This is a genomic window from Streptomyces sp. NPDC048521 (assembly GCF_043199855.1).
GTDB lineage: Bacteria > Actinomycetota > Actinomycetes > Streptomycetales > Streptomycetaceae > Streptomyces.
The window spans coordinates 358,539-379,051 of sequence record NZ_JBICWR010000001.1; the positions used below are offsets into that span (position 1 = coordinate 358,539).

Consider the following 20,513-nt stretch of genomic DNA (forward strand, 5'->3'; position numbering starts at 1 on the left):
GCCAAGAGCGCCGGAGGGGACCGGAATGGCAGTGTGCCGGCCCGGCCCTTTCGCACCCTTCCCTCCAGTCCGACCAGTCGGTACGTTCAGGACGCCCCGGCCGCAGCGCGCGACCGGGGGTCCCGGCGACGACGGAGGCCGCATGTCCGCGCAGGAGAAGCAGCAGACGCACCACAAGGCCCGCGAGTCACACCAGGCGCATAAGACCCACGAGACACGCCACCCCCAGGTGCACGGCCACTGCGACGCGCGGTTCGCCGCGGTGCGCGCGGCCTTCGAGGAGAACTTCCGCGAGCGGGGCGAACTCGGCGCCGCGGTGACGGTGACCGTCGGCGGGGAGACGGTGGTGGACCTGTGGGGCGGCTGGGCGGACCCGGCCCGCACCCGGCCCTGGGAGCGGGACACGGTGGTGAACGTGTGGTCGACCACCAAGGGCCCGGTGGCGCTGTGCGCCCACATCCTCGCCGACCGGGGACTGCTCGACCTCGACGCGCCGGTGGCCAGGTACTGGCCGGAATTCGCGGCCTGTGGCAAGGAGCGGGTGCTCGTCCGGCATCTGCTGTCGCACCGTGCCGGGCTGTCCGGACTGCGGGAGCCGCACTCCCTGGACGACCTGTACGACTGGGAGCTGACCACTGCCCGGTTGGCGGCCACCGAGCCGTGGTGGGAGCCGGGCACCCGGTCCGGGTACCACGCGCTGACGTACGGCTTCCTGGTCGGCGAGGTCGTCCGGCGCGTCTCGGGGCTGCGGCCGGGGGCCTTCCTGGAACGCGAGGTGACCGGACCGCTCGGGATCGACTTCACGATCGGATTGCCGGTGAAGGAGTCCCACCGGGCGGCCGAGCTGGTGCACACACCGGCCGCGTCGACCGGTGAACAAGCCGCGTCATCCCGTCAGTTGGCACCGGTCGCCCTCGCGGCGCTGGCCAATCCCGTCGTCGGCGCGGCCGAGGCGAACTCGCCCGGGTGGCGGGCGGCGGAGATCCCCGCCGCGAACGGCCACGGCACCGCGCGGGCCGTCGCGGCGCTGTACGGGGTGTTCGCCGGGCGGGGCTCCCACGGCGGACGGCGGATCCTGTCGCCGCAGGCGGCGGAGCGGGTGCGCGAGGGTCAGGGCAGCTGCCGCGATCTGGTGCTCGGGGCCGGTTTCGACGGCGAGACCGAGGTCGCGCTCGGCCTGTGGCTGAGCGGCGCCCAGGGTTCGTACGGACCGAACGCGCGGGCTTTCGGTCATGACGGGTTCGGCGGTTCGTGCGGGCTCGCCGACCCCGAGGCCGGGGTGTCGCTGGGTTATGTCATGAACCGGATGGGGCCGCGCATCGCCGACGATCCGCGGAAGACGGCACTGGTCGAGGCCGTGTACAGCGCCCTGTGACCTGCCGGGCGGCGTCCCGGGTCGCGCGGGTGGGTTTCTGCCGAACCGGCAGGCCACTCTTCCCCCGTGGTGTAGACCAATGCTAATTGTGGTCGCGCAATGAGCCCGTACGGCTACGTCTTGTGACCAACAGGAGGGCGCGGCATGGCCCGCACCACCACCCCGCACCAGCCCCCGCAGAGCGACGACCGGCCCCTGTACGCGCGGGTCGCGTCGCTGCTGCTCGAGGAACTACGCGACGGCACCGTCCCGCCGGGGGAACGGCTGCCGGGCGAGCGGCACCTGGCCGCGCACTTCGAGGTCAGCCGGGAGACCGTCCGGCAGGCGCTGGAGGTGCTGCGCCGCGGCGGTCTGGTCGCCACGGACCGCCGGGGCAGCCATGCCACGCTGCCCGGCCGCCCGGTCGAGGCGCCGGAGTCGCTCGGCTTCCCGGTGGGCGCCCGTTCGGCGGACCCCTGCGCGGTCGACCGGGCCACGGTGGTCTGGGAGGCGCCCCCGCCGGAGCACGCGCAGGCGCTGGGACTGGCCCCGCACCGGCCGACGCTGGTGCACCGCTACCGGTCGGTCACGCCGGACGGCCGGTCGTTGCGGACGGCGGTGACCTCGTTCTCGGTGGTGGCGCTGGCCGAGGTCGAGGAGCTGGCCCGCTACCGGGACCGGGCCGACGGCGCCACCCCGGCGCAGCTGCGGCGGGCGTACGACTGGATGCGCAAGGCCGGGCTGACCCTGCACCACCGGGACTCCATCACCCAGGTCGGCGACGCGTCCTCGGTCCGGGTGACCCGGCGGGTGCACGACCAGTACGCCCGCCCGCTGGAGATCACCGACCTGGTGGTGAACGCCGAACGGGACGCGCTGGTCTACGAGTTCACGCTTCCGGCCGCGGGGTGACGCGCCGGGCGACCACCAGCCGGGCCCGGGGGCTGCCGTCGCCGCGCCGCCCGAACTCGGGCAGGGCGGACAGCTCGACCGTGAATCCCGCGCGCCGCAACTCCCCTCGCACCTCGCCGAGCCGGAAGGCCCGGTAGTACATGACGAACGGCGGCCGCCACAGCGCGTTGCGCACCCGCATCACCGCGTCGAAGCCGAGCAGCGCCCAGAAGGCGGGCTGGGTCGGGCGTGGCGGGGCAAGCACCGGGAAGGCGAAGCGGCCCCCCGGTCGCAGGACCGAGTGGACCTGACGGAAGAGTCCGGGCAGTTCCCGGGGCAGGAAGTGCCCGAACGCCCCGAAGGAGACGACGAGATCGAAGGCGGCCGTGAACGGCAGGGCCCGGGCGTCACCGCGCACCCAGAACGGCTCGGGTCCGTCGGCCGACCGCGGGCGACGCCGGGCGACGTCGAGCATCCCCGCACTGAAGTCGACCCCGGTGACGCTCCGGCGGCACAGCCCCGTGAGGACCTCCGCCCCGGCACCCGTGCCGCAGCACAGGTCGAGCCCGTCCTCGAACGGGCCGGCCGGGGCGAGGGCCCGCGCCACGGAGTCCAGCACCGCGTCGGGCGTCCGGAAGGGGGTGTGGTCGAACTTCGGGGCCAGCAGGTCGTAGCCGTGTTCGACGGACGACAGCGCCTGCACGGCGAGTTCCCGCAGCGTGGGACCTTGGGGACCGAACATCGCGTCAGCCCAGGGCCACGCGCTGCCGCACGATCGCCAGTGCACGCTCGCACCAGCGCAGGTTCTGCTCCTCGAAGCCGATGCCGGCCATGAGGGTGAGATACGGTCCGACGCGGTCGGAGGTGCGCAGGTACTCCTCCTCGGTGCGTCCGTCGAGGAGGCGGTCGCGCACCCGCCGGTAGCGGTCGAGTTTCCCGCGCACCCAGCCCATGCGCTCCTCGATCAGGGCCCGGGTGACCTCGGGGTCGCCGCCGTCCATCGCCTGGATCTTGATGAGCAGTTCGTCGCGGACGGCGGTGGGCCGCTTCGGCTCCTCGGCGGCGAACGCGCTCAGCTCGGCCCGGCCCGCCTCGGTGAGCGTGAACATCCGCTTGTTGGGCCTGCGTTCCTGCTGCACCGTGCGGGCCTGGACGAGCCCGTCCTGCGCGAGGCGCTCCAGCTCCCGGTAGAGCTGCTGGGGTGTGGCGGGCCAGAAGCTCGCGAGGGAGACGTCGAACGACTTGGACAGCTCGTAGCCCGAGGCCTCGCCCTCCAGGAGGGCGGCCAGGACGGCGTACTTGAGCGACATGTGGACAGGCTAGCAGCCGTTGACTAATCTCATCCGCACCTATTCAACTAATTGACTATGCGAGGTGGTCCGATGCGTGCGTTCCGCGAGGCGGTGGAGGCCGGGGACCTGGACGCCGTCGAGGCGCTGCTGGCCGAGGACGTCGTGTTCACCAGTCCGGCCGTCTTCAAGCCGTATCCGGGCAAGGCGATCACCGTGGCGATCCTGCGCGCGGTCGTCCAGGTCTTCGAGGACTTCCGGTACGTCCGTGAGATCGGCGACCCGGCCGGGCCGGACCACGCGCTGGTCTTCACCGCCCGGGTGGGCGACCGCCGGCTGACCGGGTGCGACTTCCTGCATGTGAACGAGGACGGTCTGATCGACGACTTCATGGTCATGGTCCGTCCGCTGTCGGGCGCCCAGGCCCTGGCCGAGGCCATGGGCGCGCGGTTCGAGCAGATCCTGAAGGAGGCACAGGCGCGGTCCGCCTGAGCGGCGCGCCCGACGCGCTCCCGCCGGACGCGTCGACCGGCGGGAGCGTCAGCCCTTGAGCTGTCCCAGCGTGGCCTTGGCATCCGTCTTCAGCCAGTCCGACACATCGGTCAGCGCGGGCGGGTTCTTGTCCTTGTCGTACGAGCTGAGGTAGGCGCTGTAGCTCATGGTGTACGTCACCCAGCCGTCGCGGACGGCGAGCGTGGCGTACCGGGAGCCGCTGGAGGAGCCGCCGGTGGTGTCCTGGCCGACCAGGTAGGCCTCGTCACCGATGCCCTTGACCGGGTCGACGTCGTAGTCCTTGTGACTGTCACCGTAGTTCTTCCAGGTGGCGGTGAACTCGGGCCCGGGATCGGTCTTCTTGTGCAGGTCCAGCTGCATGGAGAGATAGGCGTCGGCATAGGTGGAGCCGGACTTCTTCAGGCTCAGGCTGCAGTAACTCTCGTCCAGGGCCTGGTCCTTGAGCGCCGTCCGGGTCGGCGAGGAGTCGTCCTCGGTGTATTCGTCCTTGAACGACGAGTAGTCGGCGCTGGAGCAGAGGTTGGCGGGCGCCGAGTAGCCGCGCAGGTCGGCGCTGTCCCCCTTGCCACCGATCAGGAAGACACCGCCCGCCCACGCGGCGGACGCGACGACCGCGCCGACGGCGGCCCACAGCACCGCTTTCCCGGCCCCGCCACCGCCACCGGCCGGAGGGACGGGCACGGGGCCGTACTGCGGCGCCTGGGCGTAAGGGTTGCCCGGCTGCGGCTGTCCCGGCTGACCCGGCTGTCCCGGCAGCGGCTGGGCGGCGGGCTGGCCGACCAGGGTGGGCTGCGCGTAGAAGTTCCCCGGCGGGGGCGACTGCGGGTTCGGGTAGGGGTAGGCCGTGGGCTGCGGCGGGACGGCCGGCTGCTGCGCGGGCTGCTGGGGCGGCTGGTCGGCCGGCTGCGGGGACTGCGGTGGCGTGGACATGTCCTGAACGTAGTGGACGGTCGGCGGTCAAGTCCCCCGAGGTCGGCGATTGTTATGGTCTGGGGACATCTGGTGCGGTTCCCTGACACAGCGGTCGGTATGCGGCTCAGCACCCGAGAGGTGCGAGCCGGACCGGCAGGCTGCGCACGCTGTTGCCGACGAATCCGGCGTGCGGCGCCACTTCGGCTTCGGGCACGGCGAGTTCGAGCACGGGGAAGCGGGTGGGCAGCCGCTCCGGCGCGACCGCGGCCTCCAGCCGGGCCAGCGGGGCGCCCAGGCGGTAGTGGGCGCCGTGCCCGAGGGAGAGAGGGCGTACCGCGGCGGGACGGGCCGGGTGAACGCGGCGTCCACGCCCAGGAGTTCGCTGATGACCCACATCGGCAGGGGAAGGGCGAAGTGCCGCCGCAGGTCGGCGACGCCGCCGCCCCGGGCGGCGGCCCGCTCCAGGCCGTCGAGCAGCTGGGCGGTCGACTCCTGCACGCGTGGCAGCAGTTCTTCGACGCGTCGGGGCGTGAAGGCGCTGCCGACGAGCGACCGCAGCCGCCGGCGGTCGTCCCCGTCGGCGGTGGTCATGCCCTGGACGGTCGCGAAGGTCGGCAACGGCCGGCCCTCGGCGATCCGCCCCTCGCGCAGGTCCGTGAAGTGGCGTGCGTGCTCGGCGACGTCGGGAGGCTGCAGGAACTCCTTCAGCGTCGCACGCCCCAGAACGGCCATGCCCTCGACCCCGCCGGGCAACTCGACCGGGGCCACGGCACCGCGGGAGAGCAGCCGCGCGTCGAGGGCATGCGGGCAGCCACCGGCCGGGGCCAGGCGGTGCGGAGTGCGGGCGGGCGAACTCTCCACCGGATGCTCCTGACGTCCCCATGACAAGATGCCTCGATCGTGGGCTCACGCGGGTGGCCGCGGCGGGACCTGCCTCCCTCTCCTGCTGCCTGGGAATAGCCCGATCGGGCGACTTGTTGACGCCGTCGCGGATGCAGTGCACCGACGAGTGCTAGGCTGCTGTCAGCACTCGTGCACGCCCCCTTGGGCGCCGGTGTCAGTTTCCCTTCCTCACGCTGATCCGCTCGCCGTATGCCGGATGTCCGGCTTCCGGCGCGTCAGCTTCTCGGCACCACCTCGTGATCAGGCCTTCCGCGCCCAGTCCGAGGTGCCGTTCCCGCCGCCCGGAGGCAGTGCGCACGCCTCCCGCTCGCGGCCCCTCCCCCCTCTTGTCACTTCTGTCTTCCGTCCGCGAAAGGACACCCACCCATGACCACCACACTCGAACACCCTGTCGTGGCCCAGCAGGCCCCGGCCACCCGGCTCGTCACCGGCGTCCTCGACATCGACACGCACGGGAAGGGGCGCCTGAGGGCCGCGAACCTCCTGCCCTCCCCCGCGGACCCGCAGGTCCCCGCCACGCTGATCCGCCGGTACGGACTGCGCAAGGGTGACCTGGTCGAGGGCGTGCGCAGTGCCCAGAGCGCTCTGACCGAGGTCGCGCGCGTCGACGGCCGCGCCCCCGCGGACCTCCGCTCGCGCCGCCACTTCCGCGACCTCACCCCGCTCCACCCGCACGAGCGCCTCCGCCTCGAACACCCCGCGTCCGGACTGGCCGGCCGCGTCACCGACCTCTTCGCGCCGGTCGGCAAGGGCCAGCGCGGCCTCATCGTGGCCCCGCCCAAGAGCGGCAAGACCGTACTGCTCCAGCAGCTCGCCGCCGCCGTGGCCGGCAACCACCCCGAGTGCCGCCTGATGGTCCTCCTGCTGGACGAGCGGCCCGAGGAGGTCACCGAGATGCGCCGCTCGGTACGGGGCGAGGTGTACGCCTCCACCTTCGACCGGTCGGCCAAGGAGCACATCGCCCTCGCCGAACTCGTCGTCGAGCGGGCGAAGCGCCTGGTGGAGGCCGGTGAGGACGTCGTCGTCCTGCTGGACTCGCTGACCCGGCTGTGCCGGGCGCACAACAACGCCTCCGCCGCCGGCGGCCGCACGCTGAGCGGCGGTGTCGACGCGGGCGCCCTGATCGGCCCCAAGCGGTTCTTCGGCGCCGCCCGCCAGGCCGAGGAGGGCGGCTCGCTCACCATCCTCGCCACGGCCCTGGTGGACACCGGCTCCCGTGCCGACGGCTATTTCTTCGAGGAACTGAAGAGCACGGGCAACATGGAGTTCCGCCTGGACCGGGAACTCGCCGCCCGTCGCGTCTTCCCCGCCGTGGACATCGACACCACCGGCACCCGACGCGAGGAACTCCTGCTCACCCCGGCCGAGTTGACGGCCGTACACGGTCTTCGCCGGGCCCTGCGGTCCCGGGAGGGCACGTCGAGCGGCCTGGACACCCTGCTGGAGCGGCTGCGGAACACCCCCGACAACGCCACGTTCCTGCGGCAGATCCGGCCCACCCTGCCGACGGCCTGATCACCGGCCCCGGGCGGCCGGGTGCGGCATCCGGGTTGCTCCCATGGGCCGAACGGCCCGGCCGACGCGGCACAGCGGGCTCTCGTTCGTACGTTGAATCATATGATCACCGGACTTTCTTATCGGACGGCTGTCTCGGCCTGTTCCCTGTGCGTGGCCGGCGTGCTGGCCCTGACGCCGGCCACCGCAGCCGCCGGGTCCCGTGCCGGGGACCCCGCGCCGCCGCCCCGGGTGGCGATGCCCGGGCCGTCCCTGCTCTACCGCGAGGGCACACAGGTCCGGCCGCACCGGGGCGCGCCCGAGGTGCCGGAGGTCTCGGCGCTGTCCTGGCTGGTGGCCGACGCCGGCAGCGGGGAGGTGCTGGCCGCGAGCGAGGCGCACCGCAAGCTGCCGCCCGCGAGCACCCTGAAGACCCTGTTCGCCCTCACCGTGCTGCCGGCGCTGCCCGGCGGACTCCAGCACACCGTGCGCTACGAGGAACTGGAGGACGTCGGCGAGGGCAGCAGCCTGGTCGGCGTCGAGGAGGGCCACACCTACCAGGTGGCCGACCTGTGGCACGGGGTCTTCCTCAGCTCGGGGAACGACGCCGTGCACGTGCTCGCCTCGATGGGCGGCGGCTGGCAGGCCACGGTCGACCGGATGCAGGCGAAGGCCCGCTCGCTCGGCGCCCTGGACACCCATGTCGTCTCCCCCGACGGCTACGACACGCCCGGCCAGGTCTCCTCCGCCTACGACCTGGCGGTCTTCGGCCGGGCCGGGCTGCACAACCCCGACTTCGCCCGGTACTGCGCCACCGCCGAGGCCAGCTTCCCCGGGGACGGGTCGCCCTACCCGATCGAGAACACCAACCGGCTGCTGACCGGTGAGGACGGCGTGGCGCCGTACCCGGGGCTGATCGGCATCAAGAACGGCTACACCAGCAACGCGGGCAACACGCTCGTGGCCGCGGCCCGCCGGGGCGGGCGCACGCTCGTGGTGACCGTGATGAACCCTCAGGTGGGCGGCGGGTTCGCGGTGTACGAGGAGGCCCGCGAACTGCTCGACTGGGGCTTCGCGGCGGCCGGGCGGGTGGATCCGGTCGGCTCGCTGGACGGGTTGCGCGCCAAGTCCGGGTCCGCGACGGCCGTCCCGGTGGCGGCGGCCGCGTCCGGGTCGCCGGACGACGACTCCGGCTGGTCCGGAACCGCCGTCGTCGCCGGGCTCTCGGGGCTCGGCGCGGGCGCCGTGGCGCTGAGGCTACGGGCCAAGGGCAACCGGGCGCCGCGCGGCTGACCGGTCGGCACGCCGAGCAGCGGGACCGGCGTGATCCAGGTGGAGGCGCTGCAGCCGGGGACCCTCGAGACCGGAGGCGGCGTCGCACCACGCTGCTGCGCCGTGCCGCCACATCGAAGCGGCCTCGACGGCGAGCGGACCGCCGAACCGGGCGAGCCCTGACCGCACCCGTCCCTGTGGGCACCGGCCGTGGCGCTCTGCGCGAGGTGGCTGTGGACGCCCCGGCCGAACAGCGGCAGGGCGAGCCTGCGGGGGCCGTCCGCACGTCCGGCAGCGGGGCGCGCGGGCGGGCCTGCTGCCGCTGCCGCACGGGTTCCTGGACCGCAGGGCAGGGTCAGAAGACCGACAGGCCGGTGAGCGTCGTGAATCGGTCCAGGGCCGCCACACCGGACACCGAGTTGCCGCGCTCGTCCAGGCCCGGACCCCACACGCACAGCGTGCACCGGCCCGGAACGACGGCGATGATCCCGCCGCCGACCCCGCTCTTGCCCGGCAGGCCCACCCGGTAGGCGAAGTCCCCGGCCGCGTCGTACGTGCCGCAGGTCAGCATGACCGCGTTGACCTGCTTGGCCTGGCTGCGGGTGAGCAGCCGGGAGCCGTCGGCGCGGATGCCGTGCCGGGCCAGGAAGCCCGTGGCCAGGGCCAGGTCGGCACAGGAGGCGGCGACGGAGCACTGCCGGAAGTACTGGTCGAGCAGGACCGGCACGTCGTTGTCGATGTTGCCGTAGGACGCCATGAAGTGGGCGAGTGCGGCGTTGCGGTCGCCGTGGGCGGTCTCGGAGGCGGCGACCTCCATGTCGAAGTCCAGGGCGGGGTTGCCGCTCTCGGCGCGCAGGAAGGACAGCAGCTCGCCGGCCGCGTCTCCGGTACGGGTCTGGAGGCGGTCGGTGACGACGAGGGCGCCCGCGTTGATGAAAGGATTCCGCGGGATGCCGTTCTCGTACTCCAGCTGGACCAGGGAGTTGAACGGGTTGCCGGAGGGTTCGCGGCCCACGTGCTCCCATAGCTCGTCGCCCTCGCGGGCCAGGTCCAGGGCGAGTGTGAAGACCTTGGTGATCGACTGCGTGGAGAACGGCTGCCGCCAGTCCCCCACCCCGTACACGGTGCCGTCCAGCTCGGCGACGGCCATACCGAAGCTGCGCGGATCACGGGCGGCGAGCGCCGGGATGTAGTCGGCGGCCCGGCCGCGGCCGGGCGTGCGGCTGATCTCCTCGGCGATGCGCTCCAGGACCGGCAGGAAGGTGAGGGACGACGTCGCTGTCATGATCGCCATTGTGCCTCCGACCGGTCCGGGAGCGTCAGCTCGTTCACCCTGCCTGCTTGCGGCGCCGCAGGTCCGGCGGCAGGTGCTGCGCGGCCCGCGACGACCTCGGCGGCGCAGCATCTCGGCCGGCCTCTCGGTCGGCCACAGGCCCTTCTCCAGGACCGGTCCGGCCACACCGCGGCCGGTGACGAAACGGCCTCCTCGGCGGTGTCGGTGGCCGCCGTGCAGCCGATGTGCGGGTGCTCGGCGGTGACCAGGCCGATGGAGTTCTCCACGGTCGCCCGCAGCCGCTCGGTGTTGGCGGTGATGCCGGACACGCAGAGCTCGGCCGGCCTGCGGCCGGCGCTCCGCAGGTGCGTGCTGGACTCCGACCTGGAGTGCAGGGTGATCGGCACCGGCGGATCCAGGCGGCCGGTCCAGCGGCGGACTACGCGCAGGCGGTGAGCGGAACCGGGTCCAGCGCCCGCACGGGCCGCACACACCCCACCGGCTCCCCACCGCCCAGCAGCGGCTCACCCGCGAACTGCGTGAGCAGCCCCGGGTCGACGCCCGCCCGCACGAGTGCCGCCGCCGCGACCGGAACACGCGCCCGGTTCGCCCCGTCAGCGATCTTCACGGCTATGGAGCGGCCGTCCGGCAGCGCGGCGACCTGGACACCCTCGAAGCCGTCCTTGGCGAGCAGCCCGGGCACGGCCCGCATCAGCGCGGCGACGTCGCGGCCGGAGCCGGAGGCCATCTCGGCGTGCTCGCGCATGGCGTCGGCGACCCGGGCCTCGGGCGTGCCGGGCGCGGCCGAGGTGATCCGGGAGAGGGCGCGGGCCAGGCCGTGCAGGGATACGGAGAACAGCGGAGCGCCGCAGCCGTCGACGGTGACCCCAGCGACGCGCTGGCCGGTCAGGTCCTCGACGATCTCGGCGACGGCCTGCTGGAGCGGGTGCGCCGGGTCGAGGTAGTCCTTCAGCGACCAGCCGTTGAGCTTGGCCGTCCACAGCATGGCCGCGTGCTTGCCGGAGCAGTTCTGGGCGAGCCGGGAGGGCAGCCGGCCCTCGCGGACCCAGGCGTCCCGGACGGCCGGGTCGAAGGGCATGTCGGGGACGTTGCGCAGGTCGTCCTCGGTGAGACCGGCGAGTGCCAGGAGGCGCCGGGTGCCGGCGAGGTGGCGCTCCTCGCCGGAGTGGCTGGCGGCGGCCAGCGACAGCAGTTCGCCGTCGAGGGGCAGTCCGGCCCGGAGCATGGCCACGGCCTGGAGCGGCTTGAGGGCCGAGCGCGGGTAGAAGGCGGCCTCGATGTCGCCGAGCTGGAACAGCACCTGGCCGTCGGCGCCGAGGACGACGACCGAGCCGTAGTGGATGCCCTCGACGACCCCGCCGCGGACGAGGTGGGCGACGGGGGCATGGAGGGGTTCACGGACGACGGGGGCGTCGGCGAGGGAACTGGTGTACATCACTGCCTGCATCATGGGGTCGGGTTCGGCCGGTACGCGGGTCACGCGTCGGCACCGGTGGACGTGCGCGCCGTGCGGGCGCGGAGGCCGTTGCGGCCCGCGACCAGCGCTGCGACGATCGGCGGCGGACGGAGCACGGTGGTGCGTCCGGCGCCGTCGTCGGCGTACATGAGGACCGGGGCGGAGGCGGGGAACGCCGAGTCACGCGTTCGGTCCGGGGGGAGCCCGGCAGCCGGTACGACGGCCGGGTCGGCTCGCCCTTGCGGGTGTGCTGCCGGAAGAGCAGGTGACGGAGCATGATCATGCCCCAGGTCGCGAGGACGTCGAGGGCCGCGAGGCCGGCCGCGGCGACGCCTCGGGCCCGCCTTCCGCGGGGTCCGTGCGGGCGGGGCGCACGATGTCGGTGAGGGTCGTCTCGACGCGGTCGAGGTGGTGGCTCATGGCCTCCACCGCGTCGTGCTCGGAACCGTCGACCAGGGCCTCCACGATCGCCCGGTGCTCGCGGTCGGACTGCTCGCGGCGTCCGCCCAGCTCGTTGAGGAACGCCGACTGACGCGCCAGTGCGTCGCGGATCTCCTCGATGACCCGGCGGAACACCGGGTTCTGGGCGGCCTCGGCCACGCCGAGGTGGAAGAGGGTGTCCATCGCCACCCACGCGGTGGTGTCCGTCTCCCGCTGCATGCGGTCGAGCAGGTGGGCCAGGTGGTCCAGGTTCTCCGGGGTGCGGCGCAGGGCGGCGTATCCGGCGACCGGGATCTCGATGTGTCGGCGCACCTCGAGCAGGTCGCTGGCCGCGTAGTCGCCGAACGTGGGGTCCTGTACGGCGTTCGCGACGACGAAGGTGCCCTTGCCGGTCCGGGAGACCGTCAGGCCCATCGTCTGCAGCGCGCGCAGCGCCTCGCGCAGCACGGGCCGGGACACCTCGAGGGTGCGGCACAGCTCGGCCTCGGAGGGGAGCTTGTCGCCTATGGCGTACCGGCCGCGCTCGATGGCGCCGCGGAGGTGGGCGAGGACCGCTTCCATGGCGCTCACACGCCGCGGACCCTGTCCACCTGTCTGGCTGTCTGACAGGTTCACGGAGCGATCGTGCGGCTTGCGGCCGGGACCTGTCAAGGCGTTCAGGTAGGGAGACATTCACGGGGTGCGGATACTGCATGCAGGCATCCGCACCCCGTGGGCGTCCAGCGGGTTCAGCTCAGCTGCTGAGCGTGCCGGTGGCGAGCAGGCCGAGGAGCCCGACGCCGATGACGATCCGGTAGATCACGAAGGCGTTGAAGGAGTGCTTGGCGACGAACTTGAGCAGCCAGGCGATGGAGGCGTAGGCGACCACGAAGGACACGACGGTGCCGACGGCCAGCGGGGCGGCGCCCACGCCCGCGCCGAGGGCGTCCTTCAGCTCGTAGAGGCCGGCGCCGGTCAGGGCGGGGATGCCGAGGAAGAAGGACAGGCGGGTCGCGGCGACGCGGTCCAGGTCGAGGATGAGCGCCGTGGACATGGTGGCGCCGGAGCGGGAGAAGCCGGGGAAGAGCAGGGCGAGGATCTGGGAGCAGCCGACCCACATCGCGTCCTTGAAGGACGTGTCGTCCTCACCGCGCTTGTGGCGGCCCATCTGGTCGGCGGCCCACATCACGCCCGAGCCGACGATCAGCGAGCCGGCGACCACCCAGAGCGAGGCGAGCGGACCGTCGATCAGCGGCTTGGCCGCCAGACCCACCAGGACGATGGGGATGGTCGCGGCGATCACCCACCAGGCGAACTTGTAGTCGTGGTGGTAGCGCTCCTCGCGGTTGGCCAGACCGCGGAACCAGGCGGAGACGATCCGCTTGATGTCCTTGAAGAAGTACACGAGCACGGCGGCGATGGCGCCGACCTGGATGACGGCGGAGAACCCGACGACGGACTTCTCGTCGACGGGGATGTCCATGAGCCCCTCGGCGATCTTCAGGTGGCCGGTGGAGGACACCGGGAGGAACTCGGTCACCCCCTCGACTACTCCGAGGACGACGGCCTGACCGACGGAGATGGCGCTCATGGGATCCAGTTCTGACGGGAGTGAGGTGGTCGACAGTGCTGTAGACAGTACTTCCTGTGCCCGGCCGTGCGCCAAGCGCCTAGGCCCACAGGGCACCGGCGAGCGAGACCCCGGCGAAGGCCGCCACGAGCCCCGCCACCACGCTCGCGACGACGTTCACGGCAGCGTAGAGGCCCGAGCCCGCCTCGGTCAGCCGCAGGGTCTCGTACGAGAAGGTCGAGTACGTCGTCAGCGCCCCGCACAGCCCTGTGCCCAGCAGGAGCTGCAGATGCGGCCCGGCGGAGGCCGCGCCCGTGAGCAGTCCGAGGATCAGGCAGCCGGTGACGTTCACCGCGAAGGTGCCCCAGGGGAAGACCGAGTCGTAGCGGGCCTGCACGGCACGGTCCGCCAGATAGCGCAGGGGCGCGCCGACCATGGCACCGGCGACGACCAGCAGCCAGTTCACAACGACTTCTTACCCTTCCGGTCCGCTTTGCCCGGGCCTGGCGTACGGCCGACGTACCGGACGACCTCGCACTCCTCCAGGGTCACGAGACCCTCGTCGACCAGTTCGTCGAGCTGCGGCAGGAACGCCCGGACCCGCTCCTCGGTGTCCACGACGACCACCACGACCGGCAGGTCCTCGCTCAGGGACAGCAGGCGGGAGGTGTGGATGCGGGAGGAGGCGCCGAAACCCTCCATGCCCCGGAAGACACTGGCCCCGGCGAGCCCGGTGGCGTGCGCCCGGTGCACGATCTCGGAGTAGAGGGGCTTGTGGAGCCAGGTGTCGTCCTCGCCGATGTAGACGGTCAGCCGCAGGGCCCGGCCGGTGAGTGTCGTCATCGCTGCCTCCTGATCAGCACTCGGCGGGCGGCGGCCGAGGCGAGCCACACCGCCGCGAGGGCCGCGATCAGCGTCGCGGTGAGATAGGCGAGCCCGAGGCCGGGGCGGCCGGCGTCGACCAGCTTGCGGATGTCGACGGCGTAGGTGGAGAAGGTGGTGAAGCCGCCGAGGACGCCGGTGCCGAAGAAGGGGCGGACGAGGCGGTGGGCGGCCCACACGTCGGTGATGAGCACCATGAACACGCCGATCACCGCGCAGCCGATGACGTTGGTCCAGAAGGTCGCCCAGGGGAAGCCGCCGGGTGGCGTGGGCCAGGCGACGGTGAGCGCGTAGCGGGCCGACGCGCCGAGGGCACCGCCGAGCGCGACCACGGCGACGACGGGTGCCTGGGCACGCCAGTCCGGCCGCCGCCGGGATGCGGGGCGGACGGGGATGCTCTCGGCTTCCGGGGCTGTCATGCTCGTGCGTCTCCTGTTCGGCCCTGCCCCGACGGGTGATCACGGCCAGGCACCAGCGTACCGCCGGGCCCACCCCGGCCCACCCGGCGGCGCCTCGCGCCCGGACGACATGGCCGGCGCTCCGACCGCGGCGGGTGACGCCCGGACGGCGGCGACTCACACCCGGACCGCAGCGACTCCCCTCCGGACCGCAGCGACTCACCCGCAGACGGCGGCGGCTCACACCCCGACCGCAGCGACTCATCTCCGGGCCGCGGCGACTCACACCCGAACCGTGGAAACTCGCCTCCGGACGGCAGCGACTCAAGTCATACCCCGACCGCAGCGACTCACCCTCAGACCGCCGGCGACCCGCCTCCGGACCGCGGCGACTCACACCCGGACCGTGGCGATCGGCTTTCGGCTCAGCCCGGGGCGGGCCGTGCGCACACCGCGACGCCCGGTTCCCAGAGGCTGCCGAGGACCAGGTGATCGCCGGTCACGCAGACGCTGGTGACCATGCGGAAGCCGGAGCGGCGGCGGGTGAGGTGCTGGACGGTGCGGCCGTGGTCGTCGAGCGCCAGCACGCCGATCGTTCCGCCCGGCCGGAACGGTGCGTGGACGGCGGCCCGGGCGGCGGTGGCACGGACGGCGGGCGGGGTGCGGTGCAGGAGGTCCAGCGGGGCGACGCGCGGCCCGGCGAGGGCGACCCAGATGGGGCCGTCGGGGCCCGCGCGCCAGAGGTTGTCCGGCATGCCGGGGAGGCCGGCGAAGAGGTCGGTGTGCCCGGCGCGCGGGCCGGTGAGGTGGTAGCGGGTCAGGCGGCGGGCGCCGGTCTCCGCGATCACCAGGAAGGAGCCGTCGCCGCCCACGGCGAGCCCGTTGGCGAACTGCAGCCCCTCCAGCAGGACTTCGGGTTCACCGCCTTCCGGGGCGAGCCGGAGCAGCCGTCCGGTGCCGGTGTGTTCGACGATGTCGCCGATCCACCGGTCGAGCGGGTAGCGGCGGCTGGAGACGGTGAAGCAGACAGCGCCGTCGGGCAGGGCGACGACATTGCTGCAGAACCGGAGCCGCTCCCCCGCCACCGAGTCGGCGAGGATGCGGACGGAGCCGTCGTCGGGGCCGACGCGGAGCAGACCGCGTTCGGCGTCGCACACCAACAGGCCGCCGTCCGGCAGGAGTTCGAGTCCCAGTGGGCGGCCGCCGGTCTCCGCCAGCACCTCCACCCGGGCCGTGAGCGGGTCGCCCAGATGGTGGACGCGCAGAATGCGCCCGTCCTCCACTCCGGTCAGCACGCGCCCCTGCGGATCGGCCACCACGTCCTCGGGGCCGCGGACGCCCAGGGAGACGTAGTGCAGCGGGACGAGTGCCGTCGTGCGGTCCATGCGCGGTGCCCTTCGCCGTCGGGTCGGCCATCCTGGCACGGGGGTCGGCGGGCCGGCCCAGGTCGGCCGGTGACTCCGTGGTCACCAGCCCTTCTCGAACATCCGGGCCACCTCGGCGATGCGGATCTCGTCGCGCCGGTAGAAGGTGCGACAGCGGACCCGCCGGGTGCGGAGCAGGCCGAGGCGGCTGAGGAACTCCAGGTGTGCGCGTGCGGTCCGGCGGGGGACGCCGAGCTTGGCGGCGACGGCCCGGGCGGTGACGCCGGTCTCGGCGGGGTCGCGGTGGCGCGCGGCCGGGAAGTGGACCGCCGGGTCCTTGAGCCACTCCAGGATGGTCTGCCGTGTGCGGCCCGAGGGAGTTCCCATCATCCGTCCGCCCTCCGTCCCGGCCTCCTCCTGGGCAGTGTTCCCACTGTGGCGCCGGCGACGCCGTCCCGTCCGGGACTCGGCGACCGTTGTCCGGTACCGAACGGCGGTACGACCGAGCAGCCCGGCGGCCGCCCCGAGAAAACGGGCCGGGTCCCGCCCCGAGAAGACGGGACGGGGCCCGGCCGCCCCTTACGGCCGGGCCCCGTCCGGGCGGTTCAGCGGTGGCTGAACCACGTCATGGAGGAGAGTGCCTTGTCGTCGTAGCCGAACAGGGCCTGGTTCTCCCAGCCGTTGCCGGAGGAGGCGTCGGCGGGGTCCCAGCCGTTGCCGGTGACCGCGGTCCAGGTCGCCTCCCAGCAGAAGACGCCGAGACCGCGGCCGTTCGGGACGGCCTCCACGATGCTCGCCACGTCGTTCAGCCACCTGGTCTGGCCGGTCACGGTCGCCGGGTAGCCGGGGACGAGTTCGCCGGTGGTGTCGATCTGGTCGGTGAGCGAGTCGTCGCTGTCCAGGCGGAAGGGGTAGGCGGTCTCGGCGACGAACACCGGCTTGCCGTAACGGGCGGCGGCATCGTCCAGGGTGGTCTGGAAGTCGGAGAGCGGGCCGTGCCAGTAGCCGTAGTACGACAGCCCGATCGCGTCGAACTTCGCGCCCTTGGCCACCGCGTTGTCGAACCACCACTCGGTGCCGGCCTTGTCCCCGCCCTTGGCGAGATGCAGGGCGACCACCGTCGACGCGTTGACCGCCTTGACGGCGTCGTAGCCCGAGTTGATCAACCCGGCCAGCCGGCTCCAGTTGTCCGTCGACCCTTCGGACCACAGCATGCCGCCGTTGATCTCATTGCCCACCTGGACCATGTCGGCGGTGGAACCTTGCGCCTTCAAGGCGTTCAACACATCGTACGTGTGGTGGTACACGTCCGTCCTGAGCTGACTGTACGAGTGGCCCGACCAGGCGGCCGGCTTGGTCTGGGCGCCCGGGTCGGCCCAGGTGTCCGAGTAGTGGAAGTCGACCAGGAGCTTCATGCCGGCCGCCTTGACGCGCCGGGCCATCGCGAGCACGCGCGTGCCGTTGTTGTAGCCGTCGGCCGGATTCACCCAGACCTTGAGGCGCGCGTAGTTCATACCCGCGTTCTTCAGGATGGCGACCGCGTCGCCCGTGGACCCCGAACTCGTCCGGTACACCCCGCCCTTGGCCTCGCTCTTGGCCAGGGAGGAGATGTCGGCGCCATGGATGGACGTACCGGTGGCGCCGGACGTGAAGGTGAGATCGTCGACATTGATCCAGTTGCCGGCCTTCGCGTCACTGTTGACGCTGATGGTGCACTGGTGGTTGGTCACCTTGATCGGGGTGACGATACGGATCCACCCACTGGACGAGACCGGCAGATCCGTGCGCTGTTCCGGACTCCCGCAATTCCTGAGGGCTATGTACGCGGAGTTCTGGCCGCCTCCGGAGCGAACCCAGGCGGTCAGGGTGTAGGTGCCGTTGGTCAGCCCGGACAGGTACTGGTACGTCTCCACCTCGTAGGCGGCGGACGCGTAGTGGGTGAGGCGGTGACTCCCGCTGTGGCCGCCGGACTCGGTGTACGAGGCACCGGTGTCGCCGTACTCGGACCAGCCGGTGGGCGCGGCCACGCCCGAACCGTCGGACTCGAAGCCGCCGTTGGTGAGGGTGCTCGCGGCCTGGGCGGACTGTGCGGGCAGGGCGGTGAGGGCGAGCCCGGCCGCGAGCGGCAGCAGCAGGGCCCTGAGGGTGCGTCCGGGATGGAACTTCATCGTCCGTCGTCCCTTCGACGTAACGGGGGAGGGATGTCCTCCGGTGGGGCTGGAGGAGAGCCCCTCCGCCCGCGGCTCCGACGGCTCGCGCGGGCGGAGGGGAGCCGGCTCAGCCGTCGAGTCGTACGACCCGGACGGCCCCAGCCGGGACCGCGAGGCGGCCCACGGCGCGTTCGCCCGTCAGCAGTTCGGTGCCGGGCGCGTCCACCTGCACCTTGGTCTCGCCGTCGGTGTGGTTGATCACGAAGAGGAAGGAGCCCGACTCGCCGCTGCGGCGCACGACCTCGACGTCGCGGGGCAGGTCGGCGCGCGGGGCTGTCCGGGCGTCGTCGGCCGCCCAGCCGAGGACCGCGTCCAGGCCCTGGGCGTCCAGGCGGGTGGACACGTACCAGGCGGTGCCCTCGCCCAGCCGGTGCCGGGTGACGGCCGGACTGCCGGCGGTGAGCCCGTCCGCGTACGTCCACACGGTCTCCGCGCCGCGCGGCACGACGAACTCGCTCCACACGTCCCCGGTCAGCTGGGAGCCGTCGGGGCCGGTGAGGCGCACCCGCTCGTCCGTCAGCAGCGGGGAGAACTCTTCCACGGTCAGGCCGAGGACGTCCCGCAGCGCACCCGGGTAGGCGCCCTCGTGGACCGCGTCGTGTTCGTCGACGATGCCGGAGAAGTACGACACCACGAGCGTGCCGCCGTTCTCGGTGTACTCCCGGAGGTTGTTCCCGGCGGTCTCCGTCATCAGGTACAGGGCCGGTACGACGACAAGGGGATATCTCGACAAGTCGGCTTCGGGGTGGGCGAAGTCCACGGTGAGGTGGCGGTCGTAGAGGGCCTCGTAGAAGGAGTCGGCGCGCTCGCGCGGGTCGTGGTCCTCGCTGGGGTGTCCGGACAGGTTCTGCGCCCACCAGGACTGCCAGTCCCACAGCAGGGCCACGTCGGCCTCGGTGCGGGTGCCGCGGATCGCGCTCAACGAGCCGACGGAGGCTCCGAGTTCGACGACCTCGCGCCAGACGCGGGTGTCGGTGCCGCCCTGCGGCAGCATCGCGGAGTGGAACTTCTCGGTGCCGCGCCGGGACTGGCGCCACTGGAAGAACATGGCGCCGTCGGAGCCGCGGGCCACATGGGCGAGGGAGTTGCGGGCCATCTGGCCCGGAGCCTTGGCGGGGTTGCGGGGCTGCCAGTTGACGCCCGAGGTGGAGTGCTCCAGCAGCAGCCAGGGGGCGCCCCCGGCGACCGAGCGGGTGATGTCGGCCGCCATCGCCAGATTGACGTGGGTGCGGCGGCCGTCGGTGATCAGGTAGTGGTCGTTGGTGACGAGGTCCACCTCGCGGCCCCAGGCCCAGTAGTCGATGGCGTCGCACTGGCTGAGCGCGGTCATGAAGTTGGTCGTCACCGGGACGCCCGGCGAGAGGCGGTGCAGGATGTCGCGCTCGGCGCGGAAGTTCTCCCGGATGGTGGCGTCGGCGAACCGCTTGTAGTCCAGGGCCTGGCCCGGATTGCCGACGCCGGGGGTGGCCCGGGGCGGGTTGATCTGTTCGAAGCCGGTGTAGTGCTGGCCCCAGAAGGCGGTGCCCCAGGCTTCGTTGACCGCGTCGACCGAGCCGTAGGTGTCCTGGAGCCAGCAGCGGAAGTGGGCGGCGCAGGAGTCGCAGTAACAGGCGGAGACGGGGACGCCGTACTCGTTGTGGACGTGCCACAGCGCGAGCGCCGGATGGGCGCCGTAGCGCTCGGCGAGCCGGGTGGTGATGCTCGCGGCGGCGGCGCGGTAGTCGGGGTTGCTGTGGCAGATCGCGCCGCGCGAGCCGAACTCGTAGCGCATGCCTTCGGCGGTGACCGGCAGGGCCTCGGGGTGCGCCCGGTAGAACCAGGCCGGGGGCGCGACGGTGGGCGTGCCGAGGTCGACGCGGATGCCGTTCTCGTGCAGCAGCCCGATGACCCGGTCCAGCCAGCCGAAGTCGTACTCCCCCGGCGCCGGCTCCAGCAGGGCCCAGGAGAAGATCCCCACGCTCACCATGGTGACCCCGGCCTCGCGCATCAGCCGGACGTCCTCCTGCCAGACGCTTTCCGGCCACTGCTCGGGGTTGTAGTCCCCGCCGAAGGCGAGCCTGGTGAGGCCCCTGGGGCTGGTGTCCGGCATGGATGTCTCCCGGGAGATCGATCATTTGGGAACGTGCACACACATCGTTGGCGGTGCGAGCCCAACATAACCGCACAGCAACAACCATTGACAAGTGTCCGGGACGTTTCTCTACTGTGAACGCTCACAGAAGCATGGCAGGGTCTCGAGGGGCGAGCATCCCCGTCATGTGAACGTGCACATCTGCATGGCAGGTCCCCGC

19 protein-coding genes and 3 pseudogenes are annotated in these 20,513 nt (G+C 72.5%); 5 read left to right on the top strand and 17 right to left on the bottom strand.

Annotation, left to right across the window (positions count from 1 at the left end; genetic code table 11):
* Positions 1–142 precede the first annotated feature (142 nt).
* Together ACGFRF_RS01655 and ACGFRF_RS01660 are read left to right on the top strand one after the other, a co-directional pair.
* Positions 143–1,375: a serine hydrolase domain-containing protein gene (locus tag ACGFRF_RS01655; protein ID WP_393736104.1), complete on the top strand. Its 1,233-nt coding sequence runs from the start codon at positions 143–145 to the stop codon at positions 1,373–1,375.
* Positions 1,376–1,519: 144 nt separating this feature from the next.
* Positions 1,520–2,266, top strand: a complete 747-nt coding sequence (locus tag ACGFRF_RS01660) for a GntR family transcriptional regulator (protein ID WP_393736106.1) — start codon at positions 1,520–1,522, stop codon at positions 2,264–2,266.
* On the opposite strand, the gene ACGFRF_RS01665 is transcribed toward ACGFRF_RS01660, so the two are convergent.
* Together ACGFRF_RS01665 and ACGFRF_RS01670 are read right to left on the bottom strand one after the other, a co-directional pair.
* Positions 2,244–2,987 (bottom strand): class I SAM-dependent methyltransferase, encoded by a 744-nt coding sequence (locus ACGFRF_RS01665; protein ID WP_393736108.1) that lies wholly within the window; start codon positions 2,985–2,987, stop codon positions 2,244–2,246. The genes ACGFRF_RS01660 and ACGFRF_RS01665 overlap by 23 nt on opposite strands.
* 4 nt (positions 2,988–2,991) lie before the next feature.
* Positions 2,992–3,555 (bottom strand): PadR family transcriptional regulator, encoded by a 564-nt coding sequence (locus ACGFRF_RS01670; protein ID WP_393736110.1) that lies wholly within the window; start codon positions 3,553–3,555, stop codon positions 2,992–2,994.
* A gap of 72 nt (positions 3,556–3,627) precedes the next feature.
* Between ACGFRF_RS01670 and ACGFRF_RS01675 the strand changes: the two genes are divergently transcribed.
* Positions 3,628–4,026 carry a nuclear transport factor 2 family protein gene (locus ACGFRF_RS01675; RefSeq protein WP_393736112.1) on the top strand — a complete coding sequence of 133 codons (399 nt, stop codon included), beginning with the start codon at positions 3,628–3,630 and terminating at the stop codon, positions 4,024–4,026.
* Between the two features lie 48 nt (positions 4,027–4,074).
* On the opposite strand, the gene ACGFRF_RS01680 is transcribed toward ACGFRF_RS01675, so the two are convergent.
* Together ACGFRF_RS01680 and ACGFRF_RS01685 are read right to left on the bottom strand one after the other, a co-directional pair.
* Entirely contained in the window at positions 4,075–4,977 is a 903-nt protein-coding gene (locus ACGFRF_RS01680) for a hypothetical protein (RefSeq protein WP_393736113.1), read from the bottom strand.
* A 106-nt stretch (positions 4,978–5,083) separates the two neighbouring features.
* Positions 5,084–5,820 (bottom strand): annotated as a pseudogene (locus ACGFRF_RS01685) (hypothetical protein).
* Between the two features lie 408 nt (positions 5,821–6,228).
* Between ACGFRF_RS01685 and rho the strand changes: the two are divergent.
* Together rho and ACGFRF_RS01695 are read left to right on the top strand one after the other, a co-directional pair.
* Positions 6,229–7,377, top strand: a complete 1,149-nt coding sequence (gene rho / locus ACGFRF_RS01690) for a transcription termination factor Rho (protein WP_393736115.1) — start codon at positions 6,229–6,231, stop codon at positions 7,375–7,377.
* A 102-nt stretch (positions 7,378–7,479) separates the two neighbouring features.
* Positions 7,480–8,649 carry a D-alanyl-D-alanine carboxypeptidase family protein gene (locus ACGFRF_RS01695; protein ID WP_393736117.1) on the top strand — a complete coding sequence of 390 codons (1,170 nt, stop codon included), beginning with the start codon at positions 7,480–7,482 and terminating at the stop codon, positions 8,647–8,649.
* 334 nt (positions 8,650–8,983) lie between these two features.
* On the opposite strand, the gene ACGFRF_RS01700 is transcribed toward ACGFRF_RS01695, so the two are convergent.
* The 13 genes and pseudogenes from ACGFRF_RS01700 to ACGFRF_RS01760 form a co-directional block, all read right to left on the bottom strand.
* On the bottom strand, positions 8,984–9,922 hold the full coding sequence (locus tag ACGFRF_RS01700) for a glutaminase (RefSeq protein ID WP_393736119.1): 939 nt from the start codon (positions 9,920–9,922) through the stop codon (positions 8,984–8,986).
* A gap of 65 nt (positions 9,923–9,987) precedes the next feature.
* Positions 9,988–10,305: pseudogene (gene aspA / locus ACGFRF_RS01705) on the bottom strand (aspartate ammonia-lyase); the annotation flags it as partial.
* Positions 10,306–10,340: 35 nt separating this feature from the next.
* Positions 10,341–11,357: an asparaginase gene (locus ACGFRF_RS01710; RefSeq protein ID WP_393737088.1), complete on the bottom strand. Its 1,017-nt coding sequence runs from the start codon at positions 11,355–11,357 to the stop codon at positions 10,341–10,343.
* Positions 11,358–11,398: 41 nt separating this feature from the next.
* Positions 11,399–11,691 (bottom strand): annotated as a pseudogene (locus ACGFRF_RS01715) (L-asparagine permease); the annotation flags it as partial.
* Positions 11,658–12,380: a FadR/GntR family transcriptional regulator gene (locus tag ACGFRF_RS01720; protein ID WP_393737089.1), complete on the bottom strand. Its 723-nt coding sequence runs from the start codon at positions 12,378–12,380 to the stop codon at positions 11,658–11,660. The gene ACGFRF_RS01720 and the pseudogene ACGFRF_RS01715, both read right to left, overlap by 34 nt.
* Positions 12,381–12,552: 172 nt before the next feature.
* Positions 12,553–13,389 carry an undecaprenyl-diphosphate phosphatase gene (locus ACGFRF_RS01725; RefSeq protein ID WP_393736120.1) on the bottom strand — a complete coding sequence of 279 codons (837 nt, stop codon included), beginning with the start codon at positions 13,387–13,389 and terminating at the stop codon, positions 12,553–12,555.
* A 79-nt stretch (positions 13,390–13,468) separates the two neighbouring features.
* Entirely contained in the window at positions 13,469–13,834 is a 366-nt protein-coding gene (crcB, locus tag ACGFRF_RS01730; protein ID WP_393736122.1) for a fluoride efflux transporter CrcB, read from the bottom strand.
* Complete coding sequence (locus tag ACGFRF_RS01735; protein WP_393736124.1) at positions 13,831–14,211, bottom strand: DUF190 domain-containing protein; 381 nt, start codon at positions 14,209–14,211, stop codon at positions 13,831–13,833. The genes crcB (ACGFRF_RS01730) and ACGFRF_RS01735 overlap by 4 nt, the downstream gene beginning before the upstream one ends.
* Entirely contained in the window at positions 14,208–14,669 is a 462-nt protein-coding gene (gene crcB / locus ACGFRF_RS01740) for a fluoride efflux transporter CrcB (protein ID WP_393736126.1), read from the bottom strand. Before crcB (ACGFRF_RS01740) ends, ACGFRF_RS01735 begins: the two co-directional genes overlap by 4 nt.
* 404 nt (positions 14,670–15,073) lie before the next feature.
* Positions 15,074–16,033, bottom strand: a complete 960-nt coding sequence (locus ACGFRF_RS01745) for an SMP-30/gluconolactonase/LRE family protein (RefSeq protein ID WP_393736128.1) — start codon at positions 16,031–16,033, stop codon at positions 15,074–15,076.
* Between the two features lie 81 nt (positions 16,034–16,114).
* Positions 16,115–16,402: a winged helix-turn-helix domain-containing protein gene (locus ACGFRF_RS01750; protein ID WP_393736130.1), complete on the bottom strand. Its 288-nt coding sequence runs from the start codon at positions 16,400–16,402 to the stop codon at positions 16,115–16,117.
* Between the two features lie 215 nt (positions 16,403–16,617).
* Positions 16,618–18,180 (bottom strand): glycosyl hydrolase 53 family protein, encoded by a 1,563-nt coding sequence (locus tag ACGFRF_RS01755; protein WP_393736132.1) that lies wholly within the window; start codon positions 18,178–18,180, stop codon positions 16,618–16,620.
* Between the two features lie 109 nt (positions 18,181–18,289).
* Entirely contained in the window at positions 18,290–20,311 is a 2,022-nt protein-coding gene (locus ACGFRF_RS01760) for a beta-galactosidase (protein ID WP_393736134.1), read from the bottom strand.
* Positions 20,312–20,513 lie beyond the last annotated feature (202 nt).